Origin of the sequence: Halomonas sp. GT, from assembly GCF_002082565.1 — a bacterium.
Classification (GTDB): domain Bacteria; phylum Pseudomonadota; class Gammaproteobacteria; order Pseudomonadales; family Halomonadaceae; genus Vreelandella.
This window is the reverse complement of the sequence record NZ_CP020562.1, coordinates 2,035,384-2,058,867: the sequence shown is the minus strand read 5'-3', so window position 1 is coordinate 2,058,867 and position 23,484 is coordinate 2,035,384. Positions and strand designations below refer to the sequence as shown.

The 23,484-nt window shown below is 51.4% G+C and carries 20 protein-coding genes; 7 read left to right on the top strand and 13 right to left on the bottom strand.

What is annotated here, in order from left to right:
* Nucleotides 1-46: 46 nt before the first annotated feature.
* Nucleotides 47-1,105 (top strand): tRNA-queuosine alpha-mannosyltransferase domain-containing protein, encoded by a 1,059-nt coding sequence (locus tag B6A39_RS09650; RefSeq protein ID WP_083007885.1) that lies wholly within the window; start codon nt 47-49, stop codon nt 1,103-1,105.
* Between the two features lie 15 nt (nt 1,106-1,120).
* Here the strand turns inward: B6A39_RS09650 and B6A39_RS09645 are convergent, their stop codons facing one another.
* From B6A39_RS09645 to B6A39_RS09585, 13 genes are all read right to left on the bottom strand, one after another.
* Nucleotides 1,121-2,191: a hypothetical protein gene (locus B6A39_RS09645; RefSeq protein WP_083004643.1), complete on the bottom strand. Its 1,071-nt coding sequence runs from the start codon at nt 2,189-2,191 to the stop codon at nt 1,121-1,123.
* Between the two features lie 31 nt (nt 2,192-2,222).
* Nucleotides 2,223-2,861, bottom strand: coding sequence for an endonuclease III (gene nth, locus B6A39_RS09640; protein WP_083004639.1), 639 nt, complete (start codon nt 2,859-2,861; stop codon nt 2,223-2,225).
* A 15-nt stretch (nt 2,862-2,876) separates the two neighbouring features.
* The gene (locus B6A39_RS09635; protein ID WP_083004636.1) at nt 2,877-3,578 is read right to left on the bottom strand and encodes an electron transport complex subunit E; all 702 of its coding nucleotides are present in this window, start codon (nt 3,576-3,578) and stop codon (nt 2,877-2,879) included.
* Complete coding sequence (gene rsxG / locus B6A39_RS09630) at nt 3,575-4,222, bottom strand: electron transport complex subunit RsxG (protein ID WP_083004632.1); 648 nt, start codon at nt 4,220-4,222, stop codon at nt 3,575-3,577. The genes B6A39_RS09635 and rsxG overlap by 4 nt, the downstream gene beginning before the upstream one ends.
* Nucleotides 4,219-5,259 carry an RnfABCDGE type electron transport complex subunit D gene (locus B6A39_RS09625; RefSeq protein WP_083004629.1) on the bottom strand — a complete coding sequence of 347 codons (1,041 nt, stop codon included), beginning with the start codon at nt 5,257-5,259 and terminating at the stop codon, nt 4,219-4,221. The genes rsxG and B6A39_RS09625 overlap by 4 nt, the downstream gene beginning before the upstream one ends.
* Complete coding sequence (gene rsxC, locus B6A39_RS09620) at nt 5,256-6,935, bottom strand: electron transport complex subunit RsxC (RefSeq protein ID WP_083004625.1); 1,680 nt, start codon at nt 6,933-6,935, stop codon at nt 5,256-5,258. The genes B6A39_RS09625 and rsxC overlap by 4 nt, the downstream gene beginning before the upstream one ends.
* Entirely contained in the window at nt 6,922-7,524 is a 603-nt protein-coding gene (gene rsxB / locus B6A39_RS09615) for an electron transport complex subunit RsxB (RefSeq protein ID WP_083004622.1), read from the bottom strand. The genes rsxC and rsxB overlap by 14 nt, the downstream gene beginning before the upstream one ends.
* A 5-nt stretch (nt 7,525-7,529) precedes the next feature.
* Nucleotides 7,530-8,111, bottom strand: coding sequence for an electron transport complex subunit RsxA (gene rsxA / locus B6A39_RS09610; protein WP_083004619.1), 582 nt, complete (start codon nt 8,109-8,111; stop codon nt 7,530-7,532).
* Nucleotides 8,108-9,709: a sensor domain-containing diguanylate cyclase gene (locus B6A39_RS09605; RefSeq protein WP_083004616.1), complete on the bottom strand. Its 1,602-nt coding sequence runs from the start codon at nt 9,707-9,709 to the stop codon at nt 8,108-8,110. Before B6A39_RS09605 ends, rsxA begins: the two co-directional genes overlap by 4 nt.
* A 92-nt stretch (nt 9,710-9,801) precedes the next feature.
* Nucleotides 9,802-11,838 (bottom strand): methionine--tRNA ligase, encoded by a 2,037-nt coding sequence (gene metG, locus B6A39_RS09600; RefSeq protein ID WP_083004612.1) that lies wholly within the window; start codon nt 11,836-11,838, stop codon nt 9,802-9,804.
* A gap of 99 nt (nt 11,839-11,937) precedes the next feature.
* On the bottom strand, nt 11,938-12,219 hold the full coding sequence (locus B6A39_RS09595; RefSeq protein ID WP_009724752.1) for a hypothetical protein: 282 nt from the start codon (nt 12,217-12,219) through the stop codon (nt 11,938-11,940).
* Between the two features lie 231 nt (nt 12,220-12,450).
* Complete coding sequence (locus B6A39_RS09590; RefSeq protein ID WP_083004609.1) at nt 12,451-13,632, bottom strand: 1-acyl-sn-glycerol-3-phosphate acyltransferase; 1,182 nt, start codon at nt 13,630-13,632, stop codon at nt 12,451-12,453.
* Between the two features lie 58 nt (nt 13,633-13,690).
* Nucleotides 13,691-14,629, bottom strand: coding sequence for a recombination-associated protein RdgC (locus B6A39_RS09585; RefSeq protein WP_083004605.1), 939 nt, complete (start codon nt 14,627-14,629; stop codon nt 13,691-13,693).
* Between the two features lie 170 nt (nt 14,630-14,799).
* Between B6A39_RS09585 and B6A39_RS09580 the strand changes: the two genes are divergently transcribed.
* From B6A39_RS09580 to cmk, 6 genes are all read left to right on the top strand, one after another.
* The gene (locus tag B6A39_RS09580; protein WP_083004602.1) at nt 14,800-15,234 is read left to right on the top strand and encodes an acyl-CoA thioesterase; all 435 of its coding nucleotides are present in this window, start codon (nt 14,800-14,802) and stop codon (nt 15,232-15,234) included.
* 153 nt (nt 15,235-15,387) lie between these two features.
* On the top strand, nt 15,388-18,162 hold the full coding sequence (gyrA, locus tag B6A39_RS09575; protein ID WP_083004599.1) for a DNA gyrase subunit A: 2,775 nt from the start codon (nt 15,388-15,390) through the stop codon (nt 18,160-18,162).
* The gene (serC, locus tag B6A39_RS09570) at nt 18,146-19,249 is read left to right on the top strand and encodes a 3-phosphoserine/phosphohydroxythreonine transaminase (protein WP_083004595.1); all 1,104 of its coding nucleotides are present in this window, start codon (nt 18,146-18,148) and stop codon (nt 19,247-19,249) included. The genes gyrA and serC overlap by 17 nt, the downstream gene beginning before the upstream one ends.
* Before the next feature lie 5 nt (nt 19,250-19,254).
* The gene (gene pheA, locus B6A39_RS09565) at nt 19,255-20,346 is read left to right on the top strand and encodes a prephenate dehydratase (RefSeq protein ID WP_038484667.1); all 1,092 of its coding nucleotides are present in this window, start codon (nt 19,255-19,257) and stop codon (nt 20,344-20,346) included.
* A gap of 11 nt (nt 20,347-20,357) precedes the next feature.
* Nucleotides 20,358-22,649, top strand: a complete 2,292-nt coding sequence (locus B6A39_RS09560) for a bifunctional prephenate dehydrogenase/3-phosphoshikimate 1-carboxyvinyltransferase (RefSeq protein WP_083004591.1) — start codon at nt 20,358-20,360, stop codon at nt 22,647-22,649.
* Nucleotides 22,639-23,328 carry a (d)CMP kinase gene (cmk, locus tag B6A39_RS09555; protein ID WP_083004588.1) on the top strand — a complete coding sequence of 230 codons (690 nt, stop codon included), beginning with the start codon at nt 22,639-22,641 and terminating at the stop codon, nt 23,326-23,328. The genes B6A39_RS09560 and cmk overlap by 11 nt, the downstream gene beginning before the upstream one ends.
* The last annotated feature ends 156 nt before the right edge of the window (nt 23,329-23,484 follow it).

The following is a 23,484-nucleotide window of genomic DNA, read 5'->3' as shown; positions in this document are numbered from 1 at the left end:
GCGGCTACTTTTTACGTTGTTTAATGGGCTTTTTATTAAGGTATTTATGCGCGTTTTATTGTTGTCTGCTTATGAGGCTGTTAGTCATCGCTATTGGGCACAGAGTCTGATGACAGAAGTAAATAATGTCTCTTGGACGTTGCTTAGCTTGCCGCCACGCCATTTCTCGTGGCGAATCCGCGGTAATCCACTGAGTTGGTGGTTAAAAGAGTATGAGACACTCAGTGAACCCTATGAGGTTGTGTTAGCCACTTCGATGGTTGATATTGCCACGCTCGTTGGCTTATTCCCTCATTTAGGGCGTGCCAGAAAGATTGTTTACTTTCATGAAAACCAGTTTGCCTACCCAGAGTCTAGCGATCAAACTTCCCAGGTAGAGGCCAAAATGGTTAATTTGTACGCGGCGTTGGCGGCGGATACGTTGGTGTTTAATACTGCCTACAACCGTGACTCTTTTTTCGACGGCGCGCGGCGGTTCTTAAAAAAGATGCCTGAAAACCTGCCAGCAGCTAAACCGTTAGAGCGTTTACGCCAACAGTCAAACGTGTTGCCTGTGCCAATAATGCCGCTAGCGGCTTCTCCTCAGGCAAACCCACACCCACGGCGGATTATTTGGAATCATCGTTGGGAGTACGATAAAAATCCCAACGATTTCTTTGCAGTACTGTTCAAACTGAGTGAGCAGCAGGTTCCTTTTGAACTAGCGGTGCTTGGGCAGCGATTTCGTGATGTACCCGCTATTTTTGAAGAGGCAGAAGAGCGCTTGGCGTCGCACACAATTTGCTGGGGGCCACAGCCAGAATCGGAGTACCGAGCATTGCTCACCGGCGGTGGTATTGTGGTCTCAACCACGTGGCACGAGTTCCAAGGCTTAGCCATTATGGAAGCCGCTCAGCGCGGGGCGATTCCGCTAGTGCCAGACAGGCTGTGTTTCCCCGAATTATACCCGAATGACTATCGCTTTGATGGCACGCAAGAGGGGCTTTACCAACGACTCCACGCTTGGTTAACCGATCCCGCTAGCCAACCAACACTGTTGAATACTCAGCCGTGGCAGTGGCCTGAATGGCGTCGCGCTTATCGTGCGCTTTTGATGGGGCATTGATCCACGTCAGAAGACTCAAGTCAGTGAGTCCAACCGCCGGGTCGGCCAATGCACTACCGCTGTATGGCGGCGCATTTTTTTGGCAAGGGTAGGGTGTTCACGCTGAATGACATGTTCAGCGAAGTCTGATAAGAAGCGCGATTTAAGCTCGGCGCGCGCTCGATCTACACCGGTGTACTGATAGGGTGTTGAGGCTAGCAGCATAAAGCCATCGTCAGGAATTCTGCCGGCCTGCATGTTTGCGTCAATGATTGCGGCGGCGGTGCCAATGGGTTCGGCTAAATCAGGGCCATAAGGGCCGATAATCAGCGCGGTATTGGGAAGGTGTAGAAAATCAAACCCACGACCAATGCAGATGACCCATTCGCGGTGCTCAATGTCCAGCTCACGCTTAACACCATGTAGCTCACTCATATGGGCAAGGTTACCTTCTAGCAAAGGAAGCAAATCACGCTGGATCTCTTTTGGCATGTCGGGGCAAACGTTGGCTAGTGTTGCCGGTAAGTCTTCAGCAGGTTGGCCATGCCAGTCGCGTATATCAAGCACATCACCGTGGAGCCCGTGAATGATGAGTGCATCGCTGTCAGTCTCAAAGCCACACACTAGCGGATAAACCTGCTGATGGTCATTGCCAAACAGCTGGCCTGCTTGTTCGGCAATCGCGTAGGCGTGGGCCTTGGCAGCATCGGTGTCGCAGTTAAAGCCGGCGCAACCACGTGCTTGATGGCCGCTCGAAAAGTGATAAGTGATCAACATTAAGGTGGCGTGCCCATTACTAGCAGCCCCTATCACGGCATCGGTGAGCAGTTCCCCCAAATAGGGCCAGCCCAAATCGAAAATACCGCCTAAATTGCGAAATGGCGTAATAATCCCAAGCGGTGTGCGAGTGGCGTGAGGAATATGAATGCGACCATCCATGCACTTCATCACCACTATTGAGGTGGGGTGCTGTGCCATATAACGTTGCCGAGCCAGCCAAGCACCAGGGCTACAAAAATGCGCAGCGTGCTGTTTGGAGAGATCCAGTAGCGCCTCAATTCGCTGGGCAATAGGCTGGTCATGAAGAAGCTTGGCAGGGATTGGCATCTTAATTTTCTCGCGTTAACAACCAGCGGGCTTAAGCAAGTTCGGTTTTGTCTTTATAGTCGCACAGGTCTTCAATAATGCAGCTGCCGCAGCGTGGTTTGCGTGCGATGCATGTATAGCGCCCATGAAGAATCAGCCAGTGGTGGGCGTCCTGTTTAAATGCATTTGGAACATGGCGTAGTAGCTTTTGCTCAACCTCAACGACATCTTTGCCTTTGGCGATACCCGTGCGGTTAGAAACTCGAAAAATGTGCGTGTCTACGGCGATGGTGGGCTGGCCAAATGCAGTGTTTAGGATCACATTGGCGGTTTTTCGCCCAACCCCAGGCAAGGCTTCCAGCGCCTTACGCGTTTTAGGTACTTCGCCACCATGTTGATTGATCAGCAAGTGACAGGTTTTCATCAGGTTTTCGGCTTTAGTGTTAAACAGCCCAATAGTTTTGATGTAACTCTTTAGCCCATCGATACCCAGATCAATAACCCCTTGAGGCGTATTGGCCACAGGGAAAAGTTTGTCAGTGGCCTTGTTAACACCAACGTCCGTCGCTTGAGCAGACAGCAGCACCGCGGCCAGCAGTTCAAAGGGCGTACTCCAGTTTAGCTCAGTCGTTGGATGAGGATTCTCTGCCTGTAGACGAGCAAAAATTTCATGACGCTTTTGGGCATTCATAGGATGCTCTCTTGGTTATTTGATAGTGCCAGTAACACGTACTCGACGATCTATTCGGGGCGCTGTTTGAGCAGGCTGCGCGCGAGCGCTACGGCGTTGATCAAGCACATTCTTTAACGCAATCAATAGCCCCGCAACGAAAAAAGCCCCGGGCGGCAGCACGAAAAACAAAAACTGATAATCATCTACGAAGGTGAGTTGCCAGTTGGTAGCCACAGGCCCAAATAGCAGCGTCATATCGCTAAACAGCGTGCCTTGCCCAAGCAATTCGCGTAGTGCTCCTAGCAAAACTAATACGGCACCGAACCCCAGGCCCATCATAAAGCCATCGATGGCAGCTGGTAGTACTGGCTGGCGGGAAGCGAACGCATCTGCACGCCCTAAAATGGCGCAGTTAGTAACAATCAGCGGAATAAAGATCCCCAATACTTGGTAAAGCGAATAGGCAAATGCAGCCATTAAAAGCTCAGCACAGGTAACAAAGGCGGCAATCACCATGACAAAGGCGGGTAGTCTTACTGCGCTGGGAACCTGGTGGCGAATCAACGAAATGGTGGTGCTGGCGCCGACCATGACAAGCAGGGTGGCGAATGCCAGTCCGAGTGCATTGACGACGCTACCACTGACTGCCAGCAAAGGGCATAGCCCCAGTAATTGAACGAGAGCCGGGTTATTTGACCATAGCCCGTTTCGAGCTAGTTCGCGCCACTGACTCATTGGATAGACTCTTCAAAAGTGATAGGGAGTTCTGTTTTAGCGGCGTTTTCGGCGACATAGCTCAGTGCACGCTGTACGGCGTTAACGACTGCACGTGGCGTAATGGTGGCGCCTGTAAATGCGTCAAAGTGGCCACCATCTTTACGTACTGCCCATCCACCCAGAGGCAGGCTGTTTAAACTCAAGCCATTAAACTCGGTTATCCAGTCACTTCGCTGGTGCTCAATGTCATCTCCAAGCCCAGGGGTTTCTTGGTGTTGGGTAACGCGTACACCGGTAATGCGTTGCTGTTGGTCAATGCCCACCAGTAGCCGAATTTCGCCATTGTAACCTTGGCGAGTAACGACTGGCAGGATGACGACCCGCTGATGATCGCGCTGGACGTACCATCCATATTGAGGTTCGCGGTGCCCCAATTGTTCCGGGTCAGGAAGCTTGAATACGCCATCTAAAACCGTTTGAACCGCTGTATCTGTTAATGCGGCAGGTAGTACAGCCTGCAATTGGCGGTGTTGATAGGCTAGCTGATGATCAGCGATACGCTCGGCAGTCACCGCTCGGGTCAACGCAACGCTGCCTGCAGTGACTAATGAGAACATTCCTAAGGCAAAAGCGCCGCGAAGCATGGCTTGTTTGGGTGTCATGGTGAGTCACCGTGCTTTACATGCTGCTGTGATTTAGGTTGGCCCGTAGGGCGTGGCACAGTATAGATATCCAGTAGTGGAACACATAAGTTCATCAGTAAAACAGCAAATGCCACCGCATCGGGGTAGCCGCCAAACGTGCGAATAATCATGACCAGCGCGCCAATGCCCGCGCCAAAAAGCAGTTTTCCTCGGCGGCTAGTCGCTGCCGAGACGGGATCAGTGACAATGAAAAATGCACCGAACATTGCTGCACCTGTGGTTAGGTGAAACAGTGGTGAAGCGAAGTGGCTTGGGTCGCTGGCATAAAAAAGCGTGGCGAGCACTGCCATGCTAGCAAGCATCGAAGCAGGGATGTGCCAACTGATAATTCGTTTGGCAATTAATAGCAGTCCACCTGCTAACCAGGCTAGCGCGATGTTGCGCCAAGCGTTCAATGTCCCTTCAGGTAAAGGCTGACTAGCCCAAAATTCGCTGGCCAGTACCGTTTCACCTTTATGTTTAAAGGCATCTAGCGGCGTAGCACCACTTAGCGCATCAAGTGTGGAAGCCGATAAGGTACCAGTTATCTGGGGCCATAGGTTTTCAGAGATAAATGGCTGCGGAGGTGACCATAACGTCATATACGTGGGGAACGACACTAATAACAGCGCGTAACCCACCATGGCGGGGTTGAAAGGGTTTTGGCCTAGACCGCCATACAGTTGTTTAGCAACCACGATGGCCGCAATAACGCCTATCCCAATGAGCCACCAGGGGCTAGCAGGTGGTAGCGATGCACCTAACAGTACGCCGGTTAATACTGCACTTGAATCTCTAAGCGCAGGCTGTAACGGGCGCTGGCGAAGTTTTAACACCAGCGCTTCTGCGCCGAGTGCAAACAGGGCTGCTAAAAGCACATTACTAATAACGCCCAGGCCGAAGTAAAACGTCATTGCGGCAAGCCCAGGCACGGTGGCGACGATCACCCATCGCATCAGATGGGCGGTGGGTGTTAATGACTTAGTCGTTAGCTGTGAGGCGTGCATCATGCTCATGGCGATTCCTGTTGTGCCATCGTGGCGCGAGCTTCAGCCAGCCGAGTATCAGCTGCCTTAAGGTTTTCTTGGGCGGTGGCCAGTTGAGTTTCTAAATCATCGTGGCGCTGGCTTGGGTCTTGTGCTGCGGCCCTTGCGAGGGTTTTTTCAGCTTTTCTCACTGCCGCTTTCGCGGCGGTCTGAGCAATGCGCAAGCTGCGCAAATCAACCACTGGCGTGGCACTGTCGGCTACCTTTGAGCTACCTGACATCTGACGGCTTTGTGCCTGTCTGGCTTGGCGGCGAGCTTGCTTCTCGGCATCCTCGCGCGCCAGTCGAGCCTGTCGAAATTCAAATCGATGTTTAGCGTGATCGGCTTTGGCAGTCTCAATGCGCTTAATGCGAATACGCTGCTTTGCTGAACGATACTCTTGCACTAATGGAATATAACTAGGGCAAACATAACTGCAGGCACCGCACTCAATACAATCAAATAAGTGAAGTTTCTCCAATGTGCCATCGTTCTCTGCACGGGCATACCAATGCAGCTGTTGTGGAAGAAGCTGAACAGGGCATGCGCTTTCACAAGCGCCACAGCGAATGCAAGGAGATTCACTGGGGGTAGGAGGAAGTTCTTCACGAGTGGCTGCGATTAAGCAGTTTGTCGTTTTGATCACCGGCGCATCAAGTGTTGAGAGCGGTAAGCCCATCATCGGGCCGCCCACAATGACTTGATGAAGTTGTTGGTTTGCTACCCCTACCTGCTGAAGCAGCGTTTCAACAGATGTGCCAAGGCGCACCCAGTAGTTGCCTGGTTTGCTGATGGCGTCTCCCGTTAAGGTGACGATTCGCTCGACCAACGGTTTACCATCACGCACCGCGTACAACGCTGCCAACAGTGTTCCGGGATTATGGCAGAGGACACCGACATCGGCGGGAAGGCCGCCACTGGGAACATCAAGGTTAAGCAATTTCTTGATCAATTGGCGCTCACCACCGCTGGGATAACGGGTCTCTATGACCTTCATCGTTATGCTCACTGGATGCTGGCAGTCAGACTTTTGAAAGTGAGAAAGCGCCTCTCTTAATGCATGGATCGCTTCGGGCTTGTTATCTTCAATACCCACCACAATTTGATGTGCGCCGCAGAGCCTTGCGACCATTTGCGCGCCTTCCATTATGTCAGTTGGATAGCGGCGAAGAGCCAAGTCGTCTGCTGTGATATACGGCTCGCATTCGGCGGCGTTGACGACAAGTGTATCAATGCGATGATGATCGGCTATTTGGGCTTTGATATAAGCGGGAAAGCCTGCACCACCAAGGCCCACTAGCCCGCAGCTGTCTAGTCTCGCAATGATCGTTTGGTGGTCTTCGCTACGCCAGTCAAGAGAGGGCAGCACTTGCCAGCGATCTAAGCCATCGGCGTCGATGGTGATGGCGTTCTCACTAATGTGAGTCACTGTCCCACTAACACTGGCGTGCAAGTTAGACGATACCATGCCGTCTCGCTGGGCAATTAGGCTACCCACCTGAACCCTATCATCGATAGCAACACAGGGGATCGCGGGGTTACCCGAATGCTGTTTGAGCGGAAGTGTTACTTGGGTAGGCAGAGCCGCGTTGCGAAGCGGCGATTGGTTCGAGCGATCTTTTCGTTCGGGCGGCGTAATGCCGCCCGGAAATTCATAGGCCGGCATGCTGGCTCCTGGTTAGCTGGCGATCGCTGGCGATTAAAGGTGCGGTGGTGACGACAGGTTGCCATTGGTTGAGGGGCTTGCTTCTGGGCAACATATCAATGCAGTCTACGGGGCAGGGCGCAACGCACAAATCACAGCCAGTGCATTCATCTTCTATCACTGTATGCATTTGCTTTGCAGCGCCAATAATGGCATCTACCGGGCATGCTTGAATGCACTTAGTGCAGCCAATGCACTCGGCTTCACGAATAAATGCGACGGTATCTTCGGCAGCTGCTTCGCCATCCAGTGGCACAGGCTCTCGGCCTAATAAGTCTGCTAATGCGTGAATAGTCGCTTCGCCGCCAGGCGGGCACTTATTCAACGCATCGCCCTGATTGATGGCTTCCGCATACGGCCGACAGCCTGGGTAGCCACACTGGCCACATTGGGTTTGTGGTAAGAGTGCATCAATCTGTTCTACTAACGGGTTCTCTTCCCCTTTGAAGCGCACACTGGCCATACCCAGTAGTGCCCCAAACGTTATTCCAATTCCTGTCAACACACCCACTGCACTGAGAATGCCCCACCAAGAAAATATGTCTCCCATGGCGGTTACCCCTGTGCTAATCCTGAAAAACCGAGAAAGGCCAGTGACATAAGGCTCGCTGTGACCATAGCAATGGCGGCACCTCTAAAAGGGGTTGGTATATCAGCATTGGCCAAACGCTCGCGCATCGCTGCGAACAGCACCAAAATCATCGAAAACCCAAGCGCTGCACCCAGCCCATAAAGGGTAGTATGAAAGAAACTCAGCTCGCGGTTAAGCGATAACAGGGCGACACCCAGTACCGCACAGTTAGTGGTAATCAGCGGTAGAAAAATCCCCAGCACTTGATGCAGTAGGGGACTGAGTTGGCGCACCATCATTTCGGTAAATTGCACGACGGCAGCAATAACAACGATAAAACTAATGGTGCGCAGATAGGTAACATCCAAGGGCACAAGTAAGCCATGATAGACCACATAGCTAGCGGCAGATGCCAATGTGAGTACGAACGTCGTCGCTAGCGACATACCCATGGCAGAGTCAAGCTTATTCGAAACCCCCATAAACGGGCAAAGCCCTAAAAACTGCACCAAAACGAAATTATTGACCAGCGCAGTGCTGATCAAAATCAGAAAGAGTTCATTCATAGCGGCGTATTGTGCGCAGAAAGAGTGTTACTGGCTTTAGGTGGTTTAAACAGCACAACCTGATGTCTTCCGGCTGCTTTTGCAAGATAGAGCGCCTGGTCGGCTGTACTCATTACGGCGCTTGGCGAAGGCGATTTGCTATCTTTCAGTGTAGCGATACCAACGCTTACCGTTACATAAGGCTTCACGGGTGATGTGGCATGGGGGAGCTGAAGTTGGTCTATTGCTCGCGTCAGTTGCTCGCCAATGCCCTTGGCAGAATCTGGAGAAACTCCCGGCAAGATGGCGCTGAACTCCTCCCCTCCCGTTCTAGCAATTAGGAAGTTGAATTTGGTTGCGATGCTATTAAACGCGCCAGCAACTTGCTGCAAACATTCATCGCCTCGTTGATGACCGTAGTGATCGTTGTACAGCTTAAAGTGATCAATATCCAACATCATAACCGCTAATTCACTTGGTGTTGAGATAGCGTCTGAAAAGGCCGTTTCTAGTCGCTGATCAAAAAGCCGGCGGTTAGGTAGGCCCGTAAGTGCGTCATGGGTGGATAGCTTCAGCAGCTCGGCATTGAGCTGCTGCTGGCAGGCGAATTGCTCTTGAAACGTACGTGCCAGTAACCCTATCTCATCGTTGCGTTTGGTAAGCCCATGGGCATCCGCCCCATCAATACCTACTTGCTGAGTAAATTGAGTTAGCAAACGTAGTGGCTTTAGCACAATTTTCTCAAGAAGCAGTAATACCAAGGCAATGACCATGATCATCAAGCCAGCGGTCCATAACAGCACATAACGAAATGTGGTTAAACTGGTTAAATAACTTGTACGATTAAGCTCAATGCCTACACCTAACGATACAGGGCTGAGAGAGCTCGATGTAGGGAAGTAACGTTCGGCAAATACCGTATTGCCAGAGAAGCTGAAAGTGTCGCTGATAGGAGTCGTCTCCTTACTGAGGTTGAGGGTGATAGGTAGCCCTGTATAAACCTCCATAAACGCCAACCAATCATCATCCAATGAGCGCGTCTTAAATAACCATCCGGCTGCTGTGCCACTTTTGTCAGTGCGTAAAATAGGGCTAGAGGCCATTATTGCAGGGGGGAGGTCAGCATAAATGCTAATTTGATCTGTATTATTATCGGCAATGGCTGCCTGCATATTGGTTACCCATGGGGTCATCCAACTGCAGTCATCGATAGGGGCTCTACATGTCTGGTAGGCGTCTGTTACTGGATTTATTCCAGCAAGAAAGTGGACGTCTCCACTGGTTGTGAAAAACGCCATGAGCTGATAGCGCATGTCTTCAAACATTTCTTGGCTAAAGTTGACGTCTGCATAGCGTGGATAGTCTCCTTGTATGAACTGATAAGTATCATCCCAATGAGCCCAGTCCCGTACTTGCGCATGTAGCTGCTGTTGATCCAACTCAAAGCTACGTTCAACGCGGTCCAGCTCCCGTTTTACCATAGCCCGTTCTTCTGCTTGTAGTGCCGGAAATATAAGCCATGCACTTATTGCCGCCAGCGCGGCTATTGCACATAGAAGTAATCCGCCAAGGGCAGCGAAAAAACGAAAACGCAATGAGCGTGGGATACGCTGGTGCATATAGCGAACTCAGTAGGGTTAAAATATCAGCATGAATTCATGAAAAAGGGGCTGAGGTTGCGTGCTCAGCCCCTTTGTCGAAGTATACCTAATTAAGTTACACGCTGTCCTGGTTCCGCACCGGCATCGGGGGAAAGTAGATAAATGCCTTCTTTGTTAGCAGATGCTAATACCATGCCTTCTGATAAACCGAAGCGCATTTTACGAGGAGCTAAATTAGCCACCATGATAGTCAAGCGGCCCTCGAGTGCTTCTGGTGAATAAGCCGAGCGAATACCCGAAAACACGTTACGGGTTTCACCCCCTAAATCTAGCGTAAGCTGGAGCAACTTGTCAGCGCCTTCAACGTACTGCGCTTTGGCAATGCGGGCAATGCGCAAATCAACTTTAGCGAAATCTTCAAAGCTAATTTCTGACGTAATTGGTTCTTCCGCCAGGGGGCCTTTGGGGGTGTTTTTTAGCTTCTGTTCTTCCACCAAATCCTCCTTGGATGCCTCAATCATAGCGTCAATCTTATCCCGTTCAACCCGCGTCATTAATGGTTTGAATTTGTTGATTGAATGATTAACTAGCACAATGTTACGGCTGTCCCAGTCGAGGGACTCAATAGCCAGGAATTCACGTGCTTGTTCAGCCATGGTTGGCACCACTGGCGCAAGATAGACCATCAACTGACGGAACAAGTTGATGCCTACTGAGCAAATTTCCAGCACTTCGGCATCATGGCCTCCCTGCTTGGCTAGTGCCCAGGGGGCCTTGTCGGCGATGTACGTATTGGCTTCGTCGGCCAATTCCATAATCTTGCGCATGGCCCGGCTAAATTCACGCGCTTCAAAATCGTCAGCAATTTCGTCGCCAGCCGCGATAAAACGCGCAACCATTTGTGGTTCGGCACAGTGTTCAGCCAGCTTGCCGCCGCCCAGTTTTTTCACAAAGCCGGCGCAGCGGCTGGCGATATTGACAACTTTTCCTACCAGATCAGAATTAACCCGCGCAGAAAAATCGTCGAGGTTAAGATCCAGGTCATCCACTTTGGACGTTAATTTAGCGGCAAAATAGTAGCGTAAGTACTCTGGGTTTAAATGTTCAGCGTAAGTAGCGGCTTTGATGAAAGTGCCACGAGATTTTGACATCTTGGCGCCGTCTACCGTTAAGAAACCGTGACAGTTGACCGCAGTGGGCGTACGAAGGTCTGCACCATGCAACATGGCAGGCCAAAACAAGGCATGGAAATAAACAATATCTTTGCCAATGAAGTGGTAAACCTCTGCGTCGGAATTCTTTTTCCAAAAGGTATCGAAGTCGATACCTTCCCGATCACAGAGGTTTTTGAAGCTTGCTAGGTAGCCAATGGGGGCATCTAGCCAGACATAGAAGTATTTACCTGGAGCATCAGGGATTTCAAAGCCAAAATAGGGCGCATCTCGGGAGATGTCCCACTCATTAAAGCCCGACTCGAACCACTCCATCAGCTTGTTACGAATTTGCGGCTGTACATGGCCGTCATTAATCCATTGCTGAAGAAATTCAGCAAAGTCTGGCAGCTTAAAAAAGTAATGCGTAGAGCTACGTACTTCTGGTGTTGCCCCAGAAATAGCTGAGACAGGATTAATTAAGTCAGCAGGCGTGTAAGTTGCACCGCACTTTTCACAATTATCGCCATATTGATCATCGGCACCACACTTAGGACACGTGCCCTTAATAAAACGGTCAGCTAGGAATAGGCCCTTTTGCGGATCAAACATTTGCTCAATATCGCGGGTGGCAATATGGCCTTTATCACGCAGGCGAGTATAGATCAGTTCGCTAAAATAGCGGTTTTCTTCTGAATGGGTGGAATGATAGTTATCAAATCCCACGCCAAAGCGGGCGAAATCTTCCTGATGGTCTTGGGAAACGCGCTCAATCAAGGCTTCGGGCGTGATACCTTCCTGCTCAGCCCGCAGCATAATGGCGGTGCCGTGGGCGTCATCGGCGCAAACATAGTAACACTGCTGTCCACGACTTTTTTGAAAACGCACCCAAATGTCGGTTTGGATATACTCAAGAAGGTGTCCCAGGTGAATAGCGCCATTGGCATAGGGAAGCGCGCTTGTCACCAAAATGTTGCGCGGGGCAGTATTTGACATGGCGAATGATAATTCCGGTTAGGCAGTGCAAATAAAGACGGCGAAGTAGGGGAGCGCTTCGCCGGTAACGTCAACATGCTGCTTACAGCGACTTCTCCACTAGTAGAGCGCCTGCTCTTCCTGAACAACTTCCCGCAGAAGCTCTAAAAAAAGCTTGTCAGCTTCAGAGTGCTCAGTAGGGTCTTCGGGAATATGGACACTAGTAGTGTCGGAAATTTCGTTTGCAATTTTGGCCATGACGGCAGGGCTGTTGCCCTCTACTAGCTGCTGCCGAGCAATCGCTAGGGATTGTTCCAGGATTTTTGGGTCTTGTAGCAGCTTGCGAATAAAACCGCGCAGTTCATTAATAATACGCGTTTTTTGAATTTCTGATGCGGACATTGGAGTTCTCCTTAAGACCGCGCTTGAGGGATGTTCAAGCGAGACCAATGAATGCTTTGACCATAGCACTTTTTTTGCAGCTGAGCATGGGTTCCTGGAAGCATTGGATGCAGTCTATTTGCTTTTACTAGCACGCTGTTCCAGTACGCTTGTTTCCAGTCTGTATGTTTCCAGTACGTATAGTTCCAGTCTGTATAGTTCCAGTCTGTATAGTTACCGTACCCTTGCGCTTTAAAGGCTCAGGCGCCCCGCCTTGTGTTTGACGGGGTTGGCGTATTGTTCCAACCAATAAGGCCGCAGTGCTTCAGGTATGCTAGCCAACCGAGCGTTAAAACGCTCTCTGTCTTGACGCGTTATCGTTTTGCGGGCAATGAGTTCTGGTGATTCGCCTAGGGCTTCCAGTGCTAAATAATGACTAGGAAACAGGCGATAACCGCCGATCACTTGGCGGTCAATCTCTGCTGCCACTTCATCAGGTGTTGCCATGTCAGCGCCTACTGGGCTACCAAAACGCAGTTGCACTCGACCTTTAGAGCCCGTGATGCCTGAAACGATAGAGCGAATATCTTCGAATTCGCTTTTTGCGTAGCTTCCTTCTGTAGCGATATCGTGGAGTTCCTGGGCTTTTTGTTGGTCACAAGGGTCGTATTCGTAGCTAATCGATACCGGCACTAGTTTCAACTCGGCGATGGCGTCACCAAATACCATGTCTCGATCAGCGTTGCGTCTGGCCATGGTCAGCATTTTGATGATGGCGGGGTCGGTTCGATCAATGCCATTTTTAGCACGCCCCTCTCGTTGCGCCATCCAAATAGAGTGCTGGTCAACAGTAATTGAGTGACGAATGTAGGCCGATAACTGCTGATATGCTGCCAACATGGCACGCTTGCCTCGGGCACTGCGCGGTACAATAAAGCTTTTGTTTAACCGCATTAGATCTGTGACGTATGGCTTTTTCAGGAGGTTGTCTCCGATCGCAATACGCACTGTATCGCGACCAGCCAGGTAAAGCGCATAGTTTACAAAGGCGGGGTCTAGCGATATATCGCGGTGGTTGCCTATAAACAGGTAAGCGCTATCGCTGTCGAGCTTATCAAGTCCTGAGACGTCGAAGGCATCCGTGGTGGTACGAATCATGCGTTCCATATAGCTTGCGATACGCATCTGGAAGTCATAAACGGATGTAACGCCCTTTACTTCACGACGGACGGCATGGCCTGCTAAAGCGCGGGCAACGGGAGGCGCCCACTTGGCCATGCGTGGGAGCCTGAACTGAGTCAATGCATTTAAAAGCTCGCTATCATGCGATAGGCGCTCAAGAACATGGGCCACCTCATGATCCATATAGGGGCGAATGTCAGCCCAAGGGTCGTTGGCGGTGTCAGCGTTAAGTGCGTTGTTGTGATGAGTCATGCGATCCGTTGGATATAGGCAGAAATAAACAGTTTATATCAGCAGGCTAACGGCTGAATTAAGCGTCTGGCTGCGCAGCAGCTTCGCGCTGAGCTTCACCACCCAGCCACTCGATTAGGCGAGGAATATCGTCAGAAAGTGCCTGCGCCATCAAAATAAAATCAGTTTCTAAGCGAGCAAGTGCATCGTCGCCATCATCTGCGTGATCAGCTTCCTCTATTAATGCATCGCCAAAACGTAATGATTTCAGCGCTAGATCATCATGCAGAACAAAGCTTAAACGGCCTTCCAGGCTAACCGCGAGCTTGCTGGCTTGACGTCCGCTTTCAAGCAGTTGCTGGATCTCGTCGCTGTCTAGATCAACTTGGCGAGCGCGCAGTACGCCATCATCGCCTTTGGCTTTTAACTCAACCTGATCTCCTAGCAAAAGATCCGCAGGGCGGCTTTCCGCTTCACCCAGCCATTGCGTCATCGCACGGATAGGCAGTGTTTGTGATGTGAGCGGCGTTACTTTCAAGCTGCCCAGCGTTTCACGTAGTAGATCCAGTACATCTTCTGCCCGTGTACGAGAGCTGGCGTTGACGCCAATTAATTGCCGACGCGTATCCCACCATAAATCGATTTTCTGACTGCGAACAAATGCGCGGGGCATTAGTTCCTCAGTGATTTGCTCTTTTAGCGCCGTTTTTTCTTTGCGCGTTACTTTGCGACCTTCGCTGGCTTCGATATCAGCGACTTTATCGTCAACTTCCTCTTTAACCACAGAAGCAGGCAGTAAGCGCTCCTGGCGTAGAGCAGAAAGTAGCCGATGACCCTGAATTTCATGTAGTCGCTGGCCACTACCCAATCGGCCTGCCGGTGCTGTCCACCCTAATCGGCGCGCATCCGCATTGCCTAGCGGCTTGGCTGCATGTTCGTCTAGTGCGCTCGCCAGTGTTTCGCTATCTAGCTCAGGAGCGCTATGAACGCGGTACAAATGTAGGTGCTTAAACCACATGTCACCAATCCTATTTAAAAGGTGGCACATTATGGCGAAACCAAGCCTTTCCTACCAGCGCCTTGAGGGATTGCCTTGTTGTTGCACTGGTTTAAAACTTGTGTTTGATTTGAGCTGTTCGATGAATAATTCACAGATTTTAAAAACAGACTTTAAAAAAAGGGGAAGTTATGTCTTCAGCGATATCCAGTGTGGCGCTGAGAGTGCGTGGTTACCATTTGGACGGATATGGCCACGTCAATAACGCGCGCTATCTCGAATTCATGGAAGAGGGCCGCTGGGCTTTTTTTGATGACCATCCGCGTCTGATAAATCAACTTCATAAGGCTGGGCGCGCATTTGTCGTGGTCAATCTGAATATTGATTATCGAGCGGCCGCTGTTCAGAACGATGATTTGCAGATTATGACCGGTATCGTCGACGTGGGAGAGCGTAGCGCGGTTTGTCATCATCGTATTATGCGTCAAGATGGTGCGCTGGTAGCCCAGGCGGATTTGACCTTCGTGCTACTAGATATGAAGGCCAATAAGGCAGCTTCTATTGAAGGAGACGTGCGAGAGGTGCTGGAGGGGCTCGTGGTCAATAAAGACACCTTTTTAGCGTAAAGCGTAATGCCGTTGCCACTGACTGCCCATGGTGCTTATGCAGTGGTATGATGGTGCTGACTCTGCGCGCCGCCTTGGTGTGGTATCAAGGGCGGCTTTTTTAAGCGCTTTCAACTCTCGCAGTGCCAATGCAGTGCAAAGGATCTGACTTTCATGGGTGACATCGCCAGAGAAATCTTGCCCGTCAATATTGAAGACGAGCTTAAACAGTCGTACCTCGACTACGCGATGAGTGTCATTATCGGTCGCGCTCTTCCCGATGTGCGTGACGGCCTCAAGCCTGTTCACCGGCGCGTGCTTTTTGCCATGCACGAGCTGAGCAACGATTGGAATAAACCGTACAAGAAGTCGGCGCGTGTCGTCGGCGATGTCATCGGTAAATACCATCCGCATGGTGATAGTGCGGTCTATGACACTATCGTTCGTATGGCCCAGCACTTTTCCATGCGTCACGTACTGGTGGATGGTCAGGGTAACTTTGGTTCTATTGATGGTGATAACGCGGCTGCCATGCGTTACACCGAAGTGCGCATGGCACGCCTTGCCCACGAGCTACTCGCTGACCTGGAAAAAGACACCGTCGATTGGGTCGATAACTACGACGGCACTGAGCGCATTCCAGCCGTGCTGCCAACCAAAGTTCCTAACCTGTTAATTAACGGGTCGTCAGGGATTGCAGTGGGCATGGCTACTAATATCCCGCCCCATAACATGCGGGAAATAATTGATGGGTGTCTGGCGTTAATTGATGATTACACGCTCACTGTCGATGACCTCATGCAGTACATTCCTGGGCCGGATTTCCCTACCGGGGGCATTATCAACGGTCGCGCGGGTATTTTAGACGCTTACCGCACCGGGCGTGGACGTATCTATGTGCGTGCCTGCCACACTATTGAGCATGATGATAAGAGTGGTCGAGATCACATTATCATCACTGAGCTGCCTTACCAGGTGAATAAAGCGCGATTGATCGAAAAAATCGCTGAGCTGGTAAAAGAGAAGAAAATCGAGGGCATTGCTGAACTCCGCGATGAGTCTGATAAAGACGGCCTGCGCGTGGTGATCGAGATCAAGCGCGGCGAATCGGGCGATGTCGTCGTCAACAACTTGTTTGCGCAAACACAATTACAAAATGTGTTTGGGATTAACATGGTGGCGCTGGAAAATGGCCAGCCGCGTACTCTGAACATAAAAGAGATGCTTGAGGCGTTTATTCGCCACCGCCGTGAAGTTGTTACTCGCCGTACCTTGTATGAATTGAAAAAAGCCCGTGAACGTGGGCATCTGTTGGAAGGTTTGGCAGTTGCCATCTCCAATATTGATGAAGTTATTGAGCTTATCAAGGCATCTCCCAATGCCTCTGAAGCGCGCGAAAAATTGTTGGCTAAAACGTGGAAGCCTGGGCAGGTTACCGCGATGTTGGAACGCGCTGGCGCAACCTCATGTAAGCCTGAAGAGCTAGATGAAGGGTTTGGTCTAAATACAGCGGCGACGGAATATCGGTTGTCGCCCGCGCAGGCTCAGGCAATTCTCGAGCTTCGTCTGCATCGCTTAACAGGTCTTGAAACCGAGAAGCTGTTAGACGAATACTTGTCGATTCTTGAGAAAATCGCGGAATTTACGACCATCCTGGCTTCTCCAGATCGTCTGATGGAAGTGATTCGAGAAGAGCTGCATGCTGTACGTGAACAGTATGGCGATGACCGCCGTACAGAAATTCAGGCGAGCCATCTTGATTTGTCGATTGAAGATCTAATCGCTGAAGAAGACATGGTGGTCACTGTTTCCCGCTCAGGCTATGCCAAGACTCAGCCGTTGTCTGATTATCAGGCTCAGCGCCGTGGTGGACGAGGTAAATCAGCCACTGCGATGAAAGATGAAGACGTTATTGAACACCTGCTAGTCGCATCTACCCATGACACTGTGCTGCTGTTCTCTAACAGGGGTAAGGTGTATTGGCTGAAAGTGTATGAGATGCCGAACGCCAGTCGTGGCTCTCGAGGCAAGCCGCTGGTCAACATGCTACCGCTTGAAGAAGGCGAAGCCGTTAACGCCATTTTGCCGGTACGTGATTACGATCCTGAGCACTACATTTTCTTTGCCACGGCGAAAGGGACTGTTAAACGAACCAGTCTTGAGCAGTTCTCTCGCCCACGTAGTGTTGGCTTGATTGCCATTGATTTGGAAGAGGGCGACCGTTTGGTGGGGGCTGCTATTACGTCTGGCTCTGATCACGCCATGCTGCTTTCCTCTAACGGTAAGGCTATCCGCTTCGAAGAAGGCAATGTACGCGCTATGGGCCGTACCGCCCGTGGTGTGCGCGGCATGCGCCTGGCGGGGGCGGCCGAAGTTATTAGCTTGATCATTCCTAAGAGCCAGCAAATTGACGCAGAAGATGACGTTGACGCAGATGCTGATAGTCAGGTTGTCGCGACCGAAAATGCTCAAACGGAAGGTCAAATCTATATTCTCACGGCCAGTGAGAATGGCTACGGCAAGCGTACGCGCCTGGAAGAATTCCCGCTGCGTGGTCGTGGTGGGCAGGGCGTTATTGCCATGCAAACCAGCGAGCGTAATGGCGCTCTGGTAGCCGCAATGCAAGTCTATGACAGCGATGAAATGATGCTGATCACTGATCGTGGCACCTTGGTCCGTACACGGGTTGAAGAAGTGTCCACGACCTCGCGAAATACTCAGGGGGTTATGCTGATTCGCCTGGGTAAAGAAGAAAAACTAGTTAAAACTGTCCGTGTGGACGAGCCTGCCGAAATAGATGAGCTTGAGTCAGATATTTCAGAAGCAGACGCCCTAGACACCGGCGCGGCTGATACTGATGTCGTTGATAGCGATACAATTGACCCAGGCAAGCCAGACAACGCTGACGATGGCGAACAGGAACAGGGAACCGATGACACGTCATTATAACTTTTGTGCAGGGCCAGCGGCCCTGCCTGTTGCCGTGCTTGAACGTGCGCGCAACGAGCTTCTGGACTTTCAAGGGCGCGGTCTGTCTGTCATGGAGATGAGCCATCGTAGTGATGAGTTTGTCGCTATTGCGGACCGTGCAGAAGCCGACTTGCGTCAGTTGCTCGACATTCCCAGCAACTACAAAGTGCTCTTCTTGCAAGGCGGTGCCAGCATGCAGTTTTCGATGCTGCCGATGAATTTACTTGGACAAGGGGGAAGCGCCAATTTTATCCAAACGGGCATTTGGGGTAAAAAGGCGATTAGTGAAGCCCGGCGTTTAGGGTTTAACTGTCATGTGGCAGCGAGCAGTGAATCCAATGGCCATACGGCGGTACCTGATGAAAATGCACTGGCGATTAGCAGCGATGCTGCTTACTTGCATTACACCTCAAATGAAACCATCGGTGGTTTAGAGTTCGACTATACGCCAAGGGTGCAGCGCGCAGATGGTGCTGATGTGCCTTTGGTATGCGATATGTCCTCGAACATTCTATCTGGCCCTATCGATGTAACGCAGTTTGGAGTGATTTACGCGGGAGCTCAGAAAAACATTGGCCCGGCTGGCTTAACACTGGTCGCTGTCCGTGATGACTTGCTTGGTAAAGCGCCTAGCTCCATTCCGTCGCTGTTTGACTATCAGATGCTTGCGGACGCAGGTTCTATGGTCAACACGCCGCCAACGTTTGCATGGTACTTGGCAGGCCTTGTTTTCCAGTGGTTAAAGGATGACATCGGTGGCTTAGAGGCGATGGATGATATAAACCAGCGCAAAGCGCAGAAGCTTTATGCTGCTATTGATGCCAGTGATTTCTATAGTAATCCCATTGCTAGCCGTAACCGGTCCCGCATGAATGTTCCGTTTGTGCTAGCCGATAGTGGTTTAGACAACGTATTCCTGCAAGAAGCTGACGAGGCGGGGCTTCTTAACCTGAAGGGCCATCGTAGTGTTGGCGGCATGCGTGCGAGTTTATATAACGCGGTGCCTGAAGAGGCCGTTGATGCGCTAATCGCCTTTATGGCGGACTTTGAACAACGAAGAGGCTAACCATCATGTCCGATACGCCGATTAATTTAGACGACTTACGTCAACGTATCGACCAGTTGGATGGCGATATTCTGCGCTTGATTAGTGAGCGCGCCAACTGCGCCCAGCAGGTGGCACACGTTAAACTTGCTCAAGATAAAGACGCTGTATTTTATCGTCCTGAGCGAGAGGCGCAGGTGTTGCGCCGTATTATGTCGTTGAATCAAGGCCCGCTAGATTCAGAAGAGATGGCGAGGTTATTTCGTGAAATTATGTCGGCGTGTCTTGCGCTGGAGCAGCCGGTCAAAGTTGCCTACTTAGGCCCTGAGGGTACTTTTACCCAGCAGGCCGCGCTTAAACACTTTGGCGAGAGCGCTGTCAGTATGCCGATGGCGGCGATTGATGAAGTCTTTCGTGAAGTAGAGGCAGGCGCCGTTCATTACGGGGTGGTGCCGGTAGAAAATTCTACCGAAGGAGTCGTCAATCATACGCTCGACACCTTTATGGACTCATCGATCAAGATCTGCGGCGAGGTGGTTCTTCGTATCCACCATCATCTGTTAATTAGCGAAACTACGCGTCGTGATAAGGTCTCGCGGATCTACTCTCATCCGCAATCGTTTGGCCAGTGCCGTAAATGGCTCGATGCTCACTACCCCCATGCTGAACGGGTACCGGTTTCTTCTAATGCAGAGGCCGCGAAGCTAGTCAAAACAGAATGGCACAGTGCGGCGATCGCCGGAGACATGGCTGCTAAGCTGTATGGCTTAGAACGCATTGCTGAAAAAATTGAGGATCGACCTGATAACTCTACGCGCTTTCTGATTATTGGTAATCAAGATGTGCCGATATCCGGCGAGGACAAAACCTCAATTGTTGTTGCTATGCGCAACCAGCCCGGTGCGCTGCATGATCTGCTTGAGCCGTTCCATCGCCACCGTATTGATTTAACGCGGATCGAAACACGGCCTTCACGTACTGGTGTTTGGAATTATGTATTCTTTATCGATTTCAAAGGGCATCGAGATGAGCCTCAGGTAGCAGCAGTGCTCGAAGAAGTAAGGCTTCGTGCTTCTGAGCTTCGTGTACTTGGCTCCTATCCTTTAGGCGTGCTGTGACGGAGTGTACTTTGCAAGTGTTGGATAGTCGCGCTGACGTTAGGTCATCTTGCCAAGAGTCACATTTATTGATTGTTGGGCTTGGCTTGATCGGGGGGTCTCTGGCAGCCGCGCTGCGGCATTCAGGTTTTAAAGGGCAAATTTCAGCGTGCGACTCCAATGCGTCAGAAATCGCCTTGGGGATCGAGTTAGGGTTGATAGATGGGGGGGGGGCACAGCTAGCAGAACTGCTTGATGACGTCTCCATGGTGGTTCTGGCCGTGCCGGTATTAGCCATGGAGAGTGTGTTGTCTACCTTGTCGGGGGCTCTTCACCGTGCGTCTGAAAGCGTGGTGATTACTGATGTGGGGAGCACGAAAGCAACGATCCGTGACTGTGCTGTTCGTGCGTTCGGTAAGATGCCTCCTTCAGTGGTACTGGGTCATCCTATTGCTGGTTCTGAAAAAAGTGGTGTCGCAGCTGCAGATCCCACCCTCTATATCAATCACAAAGTAATTCTAACGCCGGAACCGAATGTCGACGCAGGAGCGCTTGCGCGGGTTGAAGCGTTGTGGAGTGCCGCTGGTGCAGATGTGCTGCAAATGAGTGTAGAGCGGCACGACCAAGTGTTGGCACGTACCAGTCATTTGCCTCATTTACTGGCATTTTCACTGGTCGATACGCTGGCGCGTCAAGACGAGCGGTTAGAAATTTTTCGCTATGCTGCCGGTGGGTTTCGTGATTTTACCCGAATCGCTGGCAGCGACCCTGTTATGTGGCGAGATATCTTTATTGCCAACCGGGACGCCGTCTTGTCGTCGTTAGATGATTTTGAGGCAGGCCTCACACGGTTGCGACAGGCGGTAGAAAGCGGCGATAGCGATGCCCTTATCGCAACGTTTGATCGTGCCAGCCATGCACGCCATTATTTCGATACGTTATTGAATAAAACCAGCTATCAGGCGGAATATCATATGCAACCACACGGTAAAGTGACTTATCGGGTGCAGCCGGGCGGCCAGGCGCAAGGTCGTCTTCGCGTGCCAGGCGACAAATCAATGTCCCATCGTTCAATTATGCTGGGTGCCTTGGCAGAGGGTGTTACCGAAGTTAAAGGATTTTTAGAGGGTGAGGATAGCCTCGCGACTTTGCAGTCCTTCCGTGAAATGGGTGTTGCCATTGAGGGTCCATATCAGGGGAGAGTTACTATCCATGGCGTAGGGATGCATGGCTTGAAAGCCCCGGCAGGCCCGCTGTACGTGGGGAATTCAGGTACTGCCATGCGCCTGTTTGCGGGATTATTGGCAGGCCAAGCATTTGATAGTGAGCTAACCGGTGATGAGTCGTTAACCAAGCGGCCAATGGGACGTGTCGCGGACCCTCTGCGTTTGATGGGTGCGACTATCGACACCGATGAAGGGGGCCGCCCGCCACTCAAGATTAAAGGTGGCGCAGCATTGAAGGGTATTTACTATGACATGCCGATGGCCAGTGCGCAGGTGAAATCCTGCTTGCTATTAGCAGGTATGTACGCCGAAGGCGAGACTCGCGTTCGTGAGCCAGCACCTACTCGCGATCACACCGAACGGATGCTTAATGGTTTTGGCTATGAGGTCTCGCGCGAGGGTGATACTTGTTGGCTCCAGGGAGGCGGTAAGCTAACGGCAGGCCCGATAGATGTCCCTTCTGATATATCTTCTGCCACGTTCTTCTTAGTGGCAGCAGCCATTACGCCAGGGGCAGATATTACCCTTGAACACGTGGGTATTAACCCAACGCGCATTGGCGTGATTAACATCCTCAGCCTTATGGGGGCTGACTTAACACTTGAGAATGAGCACGAAGTAGGCGGTGAGCCAGTGGCGGATATTCGTATTCGCTATTCGCCTTTAAAAGGGATTGATATCCCTGTTGATCAAGTGCCGCTTGCTATCGACGAATTTCCCGCACTGTTTATCGCGGCTGCAAACGCGCAAGGTAAAACGCGCTTGCGCGGCGCTGAGGAGCTGCGGGTCAAAGAGTCTGATCGAATTCAGGCGATGGCCGATGGGCTAGTGACTTTGGGTGTTGAGCACACGGTTGTTGAAGATGGTATTGATATTGTTGGCAATGCTGACGATGCCGTGGCGAGCTATGGCGGCGGTCGTATTGATAGCTTAGGTGATCACCGGATCGCCATGGCGTTTGCAATTGCCTCTTTGCGTGCAAGCGATGAGATTATTATCGATGACTGTGCGAATGTGGCCACCTCTTTCCCTGATTTTGTGGCATTGTCACAGCGTATCGGTATGCATGTAAGTGTGGAGGGAGCTAATGCCGATTAAAGCCCCTGTGCTCACGATTGACGGACCGGGTGGTGCAGGTAAAGGCACCATCAGTGGGTTAGTTGCTGAACGTTTGGGGTGGCACCTATTAGACAGTGGTGCGCTTTACCGGCTTACTGCTCAGGCAGCTTTAAAGCATGACGTGGCCTTGGATGACGAGGCGTCGTTGGCGTTGGTTGCCGCACAGCTGGATGTTGCCTTTCCAGTGCTCGATGGGCAGCCTCGCACGCTTTTAGAAGGTGAAGACGTTTCCCGGGCGATACGCACAGAACAGGCCGGTGAGCGCGCATCCCGTGTGGCAGCCCTTCCTCTAGTCCGTGAAGCATTGCTTCAGCGTCAGCGAAATTTTCAACAATCGCCAGGCTTGGTGGCCGACGGCCGTGATATGGGAACCGTAGTATTTCCTGACGCGCCATTGAAGATTTTTCTGACCGCAAGTGCGCAGGAGCGGGCTCGGCGGAGGCATCTACAGTTGCAGGAAGCAGGGGTGAGTGCTAGTCTATCGAGTCTTTTAAAGGAGATTCAGGCGCGCGATGCACGCGATACGCAACGCAGTGTGGCTCCTCTCAAGCCGGCAGATGATGCCATAACGCTTGATACCACATGCCTGAGCATACCGGAAGTGGTTGATCAGTTGACCGAATTGCTGGCCCAGCGTGGCATGGTAAACGGCACCTGATTCTCCCTTGCGGCGTTTTTGGAAAGGTGTCACGACGTGGCAGGGCGATTACTCCATATCAGAGAGCCCGGTCAGGTCTAACCAGCGCTAACACCTCCAAAAGCAGAATGACATTAGGCCCGTACTTGCTGGTGGTACGGAGAAGGCATTTATGCC

Coding starts and splice junctions, on each gene's coding strand:
- rsxG (WP_083004632.1), bottom strand. CDS start 4,222: ATGACACCCAAACAAGCCATGCTTCGCGGCGCTTTTGCCTTAGGAATG.
- B6A39_RS09635 (WP_083004636.1), bottom strand. CDS start 3,578: ATGAGTCAGTGGCGCGAACTAGCTCGAAACGGGCTATGGTCAAATAAC.
- B6A39_RS09605 (WP_083004616.1), bottom strand. CDS start 9,709: ATGCACCAGCGTATCCCACGCTCATTGCGTTTTCGTTTTTTCGCTGCC.
- B6A39_RS09590 (WP_083004609.1), bottom strand. CDS start 13,632: ATGACTCATCACAACAACGCACTTAACGCTGACACCGCCAACGACCCT.
- rsxB (WP_083004622.1), bottom strand. CDS start 7,524: ATGGGAGACATATTTTCTTGGTGGGGCATTCTCAGTGCAGTGGGTGTG.
- B6A39_RS09580 (WP_083004602.1), top strand. CDS start 14,800: ATGTCTTCAGCGATATCCAGTGTGGCGCTGAGAGTGCGTGGTTACCAT.
- B6A39_RS09645 (WP_083004643.1), bottom strand. CDS start 2,191: ATGCCAATCCCTGCCAAGCTTCTTCATGACCAGCCTATTGCCCAGCGA.
- nth (WP_083004639.1), bottom strand. CDS start 2,861: ATGAATGCCCAAAAGCGTCATGAAATTTTTGCTCGTCTACAGGCAGAG.
- B6A39_RS09595 (WP_009724752.1), bottom strand. CDS start 12,219: ATGTCCGCATCAGAAATTCAAAAAACGCGTATTATTAATGAACTGCGC.
- B6A39_RS09650 (WP_083007885.1), top strand. CDS start 47: ATGCGCGTTTTATTGTTGTCTGCTTATGAGGCTGTTAGTCATCGCTAT.
- pheA (WP_038484667.1), top strand. CDS start 19,255: ATGTCCGATACGCCGATTAATTTAGACGACTTACGTCAACGTATCGAC.
- rsxC (WP_083004625.1), bottom strand. CDS start 6,935: ATGCCGGCCTATGAATTTCCGGGCGGCATTACGCCGCCCGAACGAAAA.
- serC (WP_083004595.1), top strand. CDS start 18,146: ATGACACGTCATTATAACTTTTGTGCAGGGCCAGCGGCCCTGCCTGTT.
- rsxA (WP_083004619.1), bottom strand. CDS start 8,111: ATGAATGAACTCTTTCTGATTTTGATCAGCACTGCGCTGGTCAATAAT.
- metG (WP_083004612.1), bottom strand. CDS start 11,838: ATGTCAAATACTGCCCCGCGCAACATTTTGGTGACAAGCGCGCTTCCC.
- gyrA (WP_083004599.1), top strand. CDS start 15,388: ATGGGTGACATCGCCAGAGAAATCTTGCCCGTCAATATTGAAGACGAG.
- B6A39_RS09585 (WP_083004605.1), bottom strand. CDS start 14,629: ATGTGGTTTAAGCACCTACATTTGTACCGCGTTCATAGCGCTCCTGAG.
- B6A39_RS09625 (WP_083004629.1), bottom strand. CDS start 5,259: ATGAGCATGATGCACGCCTCACAGCTAACGACTAAGTCATTAACACCC.
- cmk (WP_083004588.1), top strand. CDS start 22,639: ATGCCGATTAAAGCCCCTGTGCTCACGATTGACGGACCGGGTGGTGCA.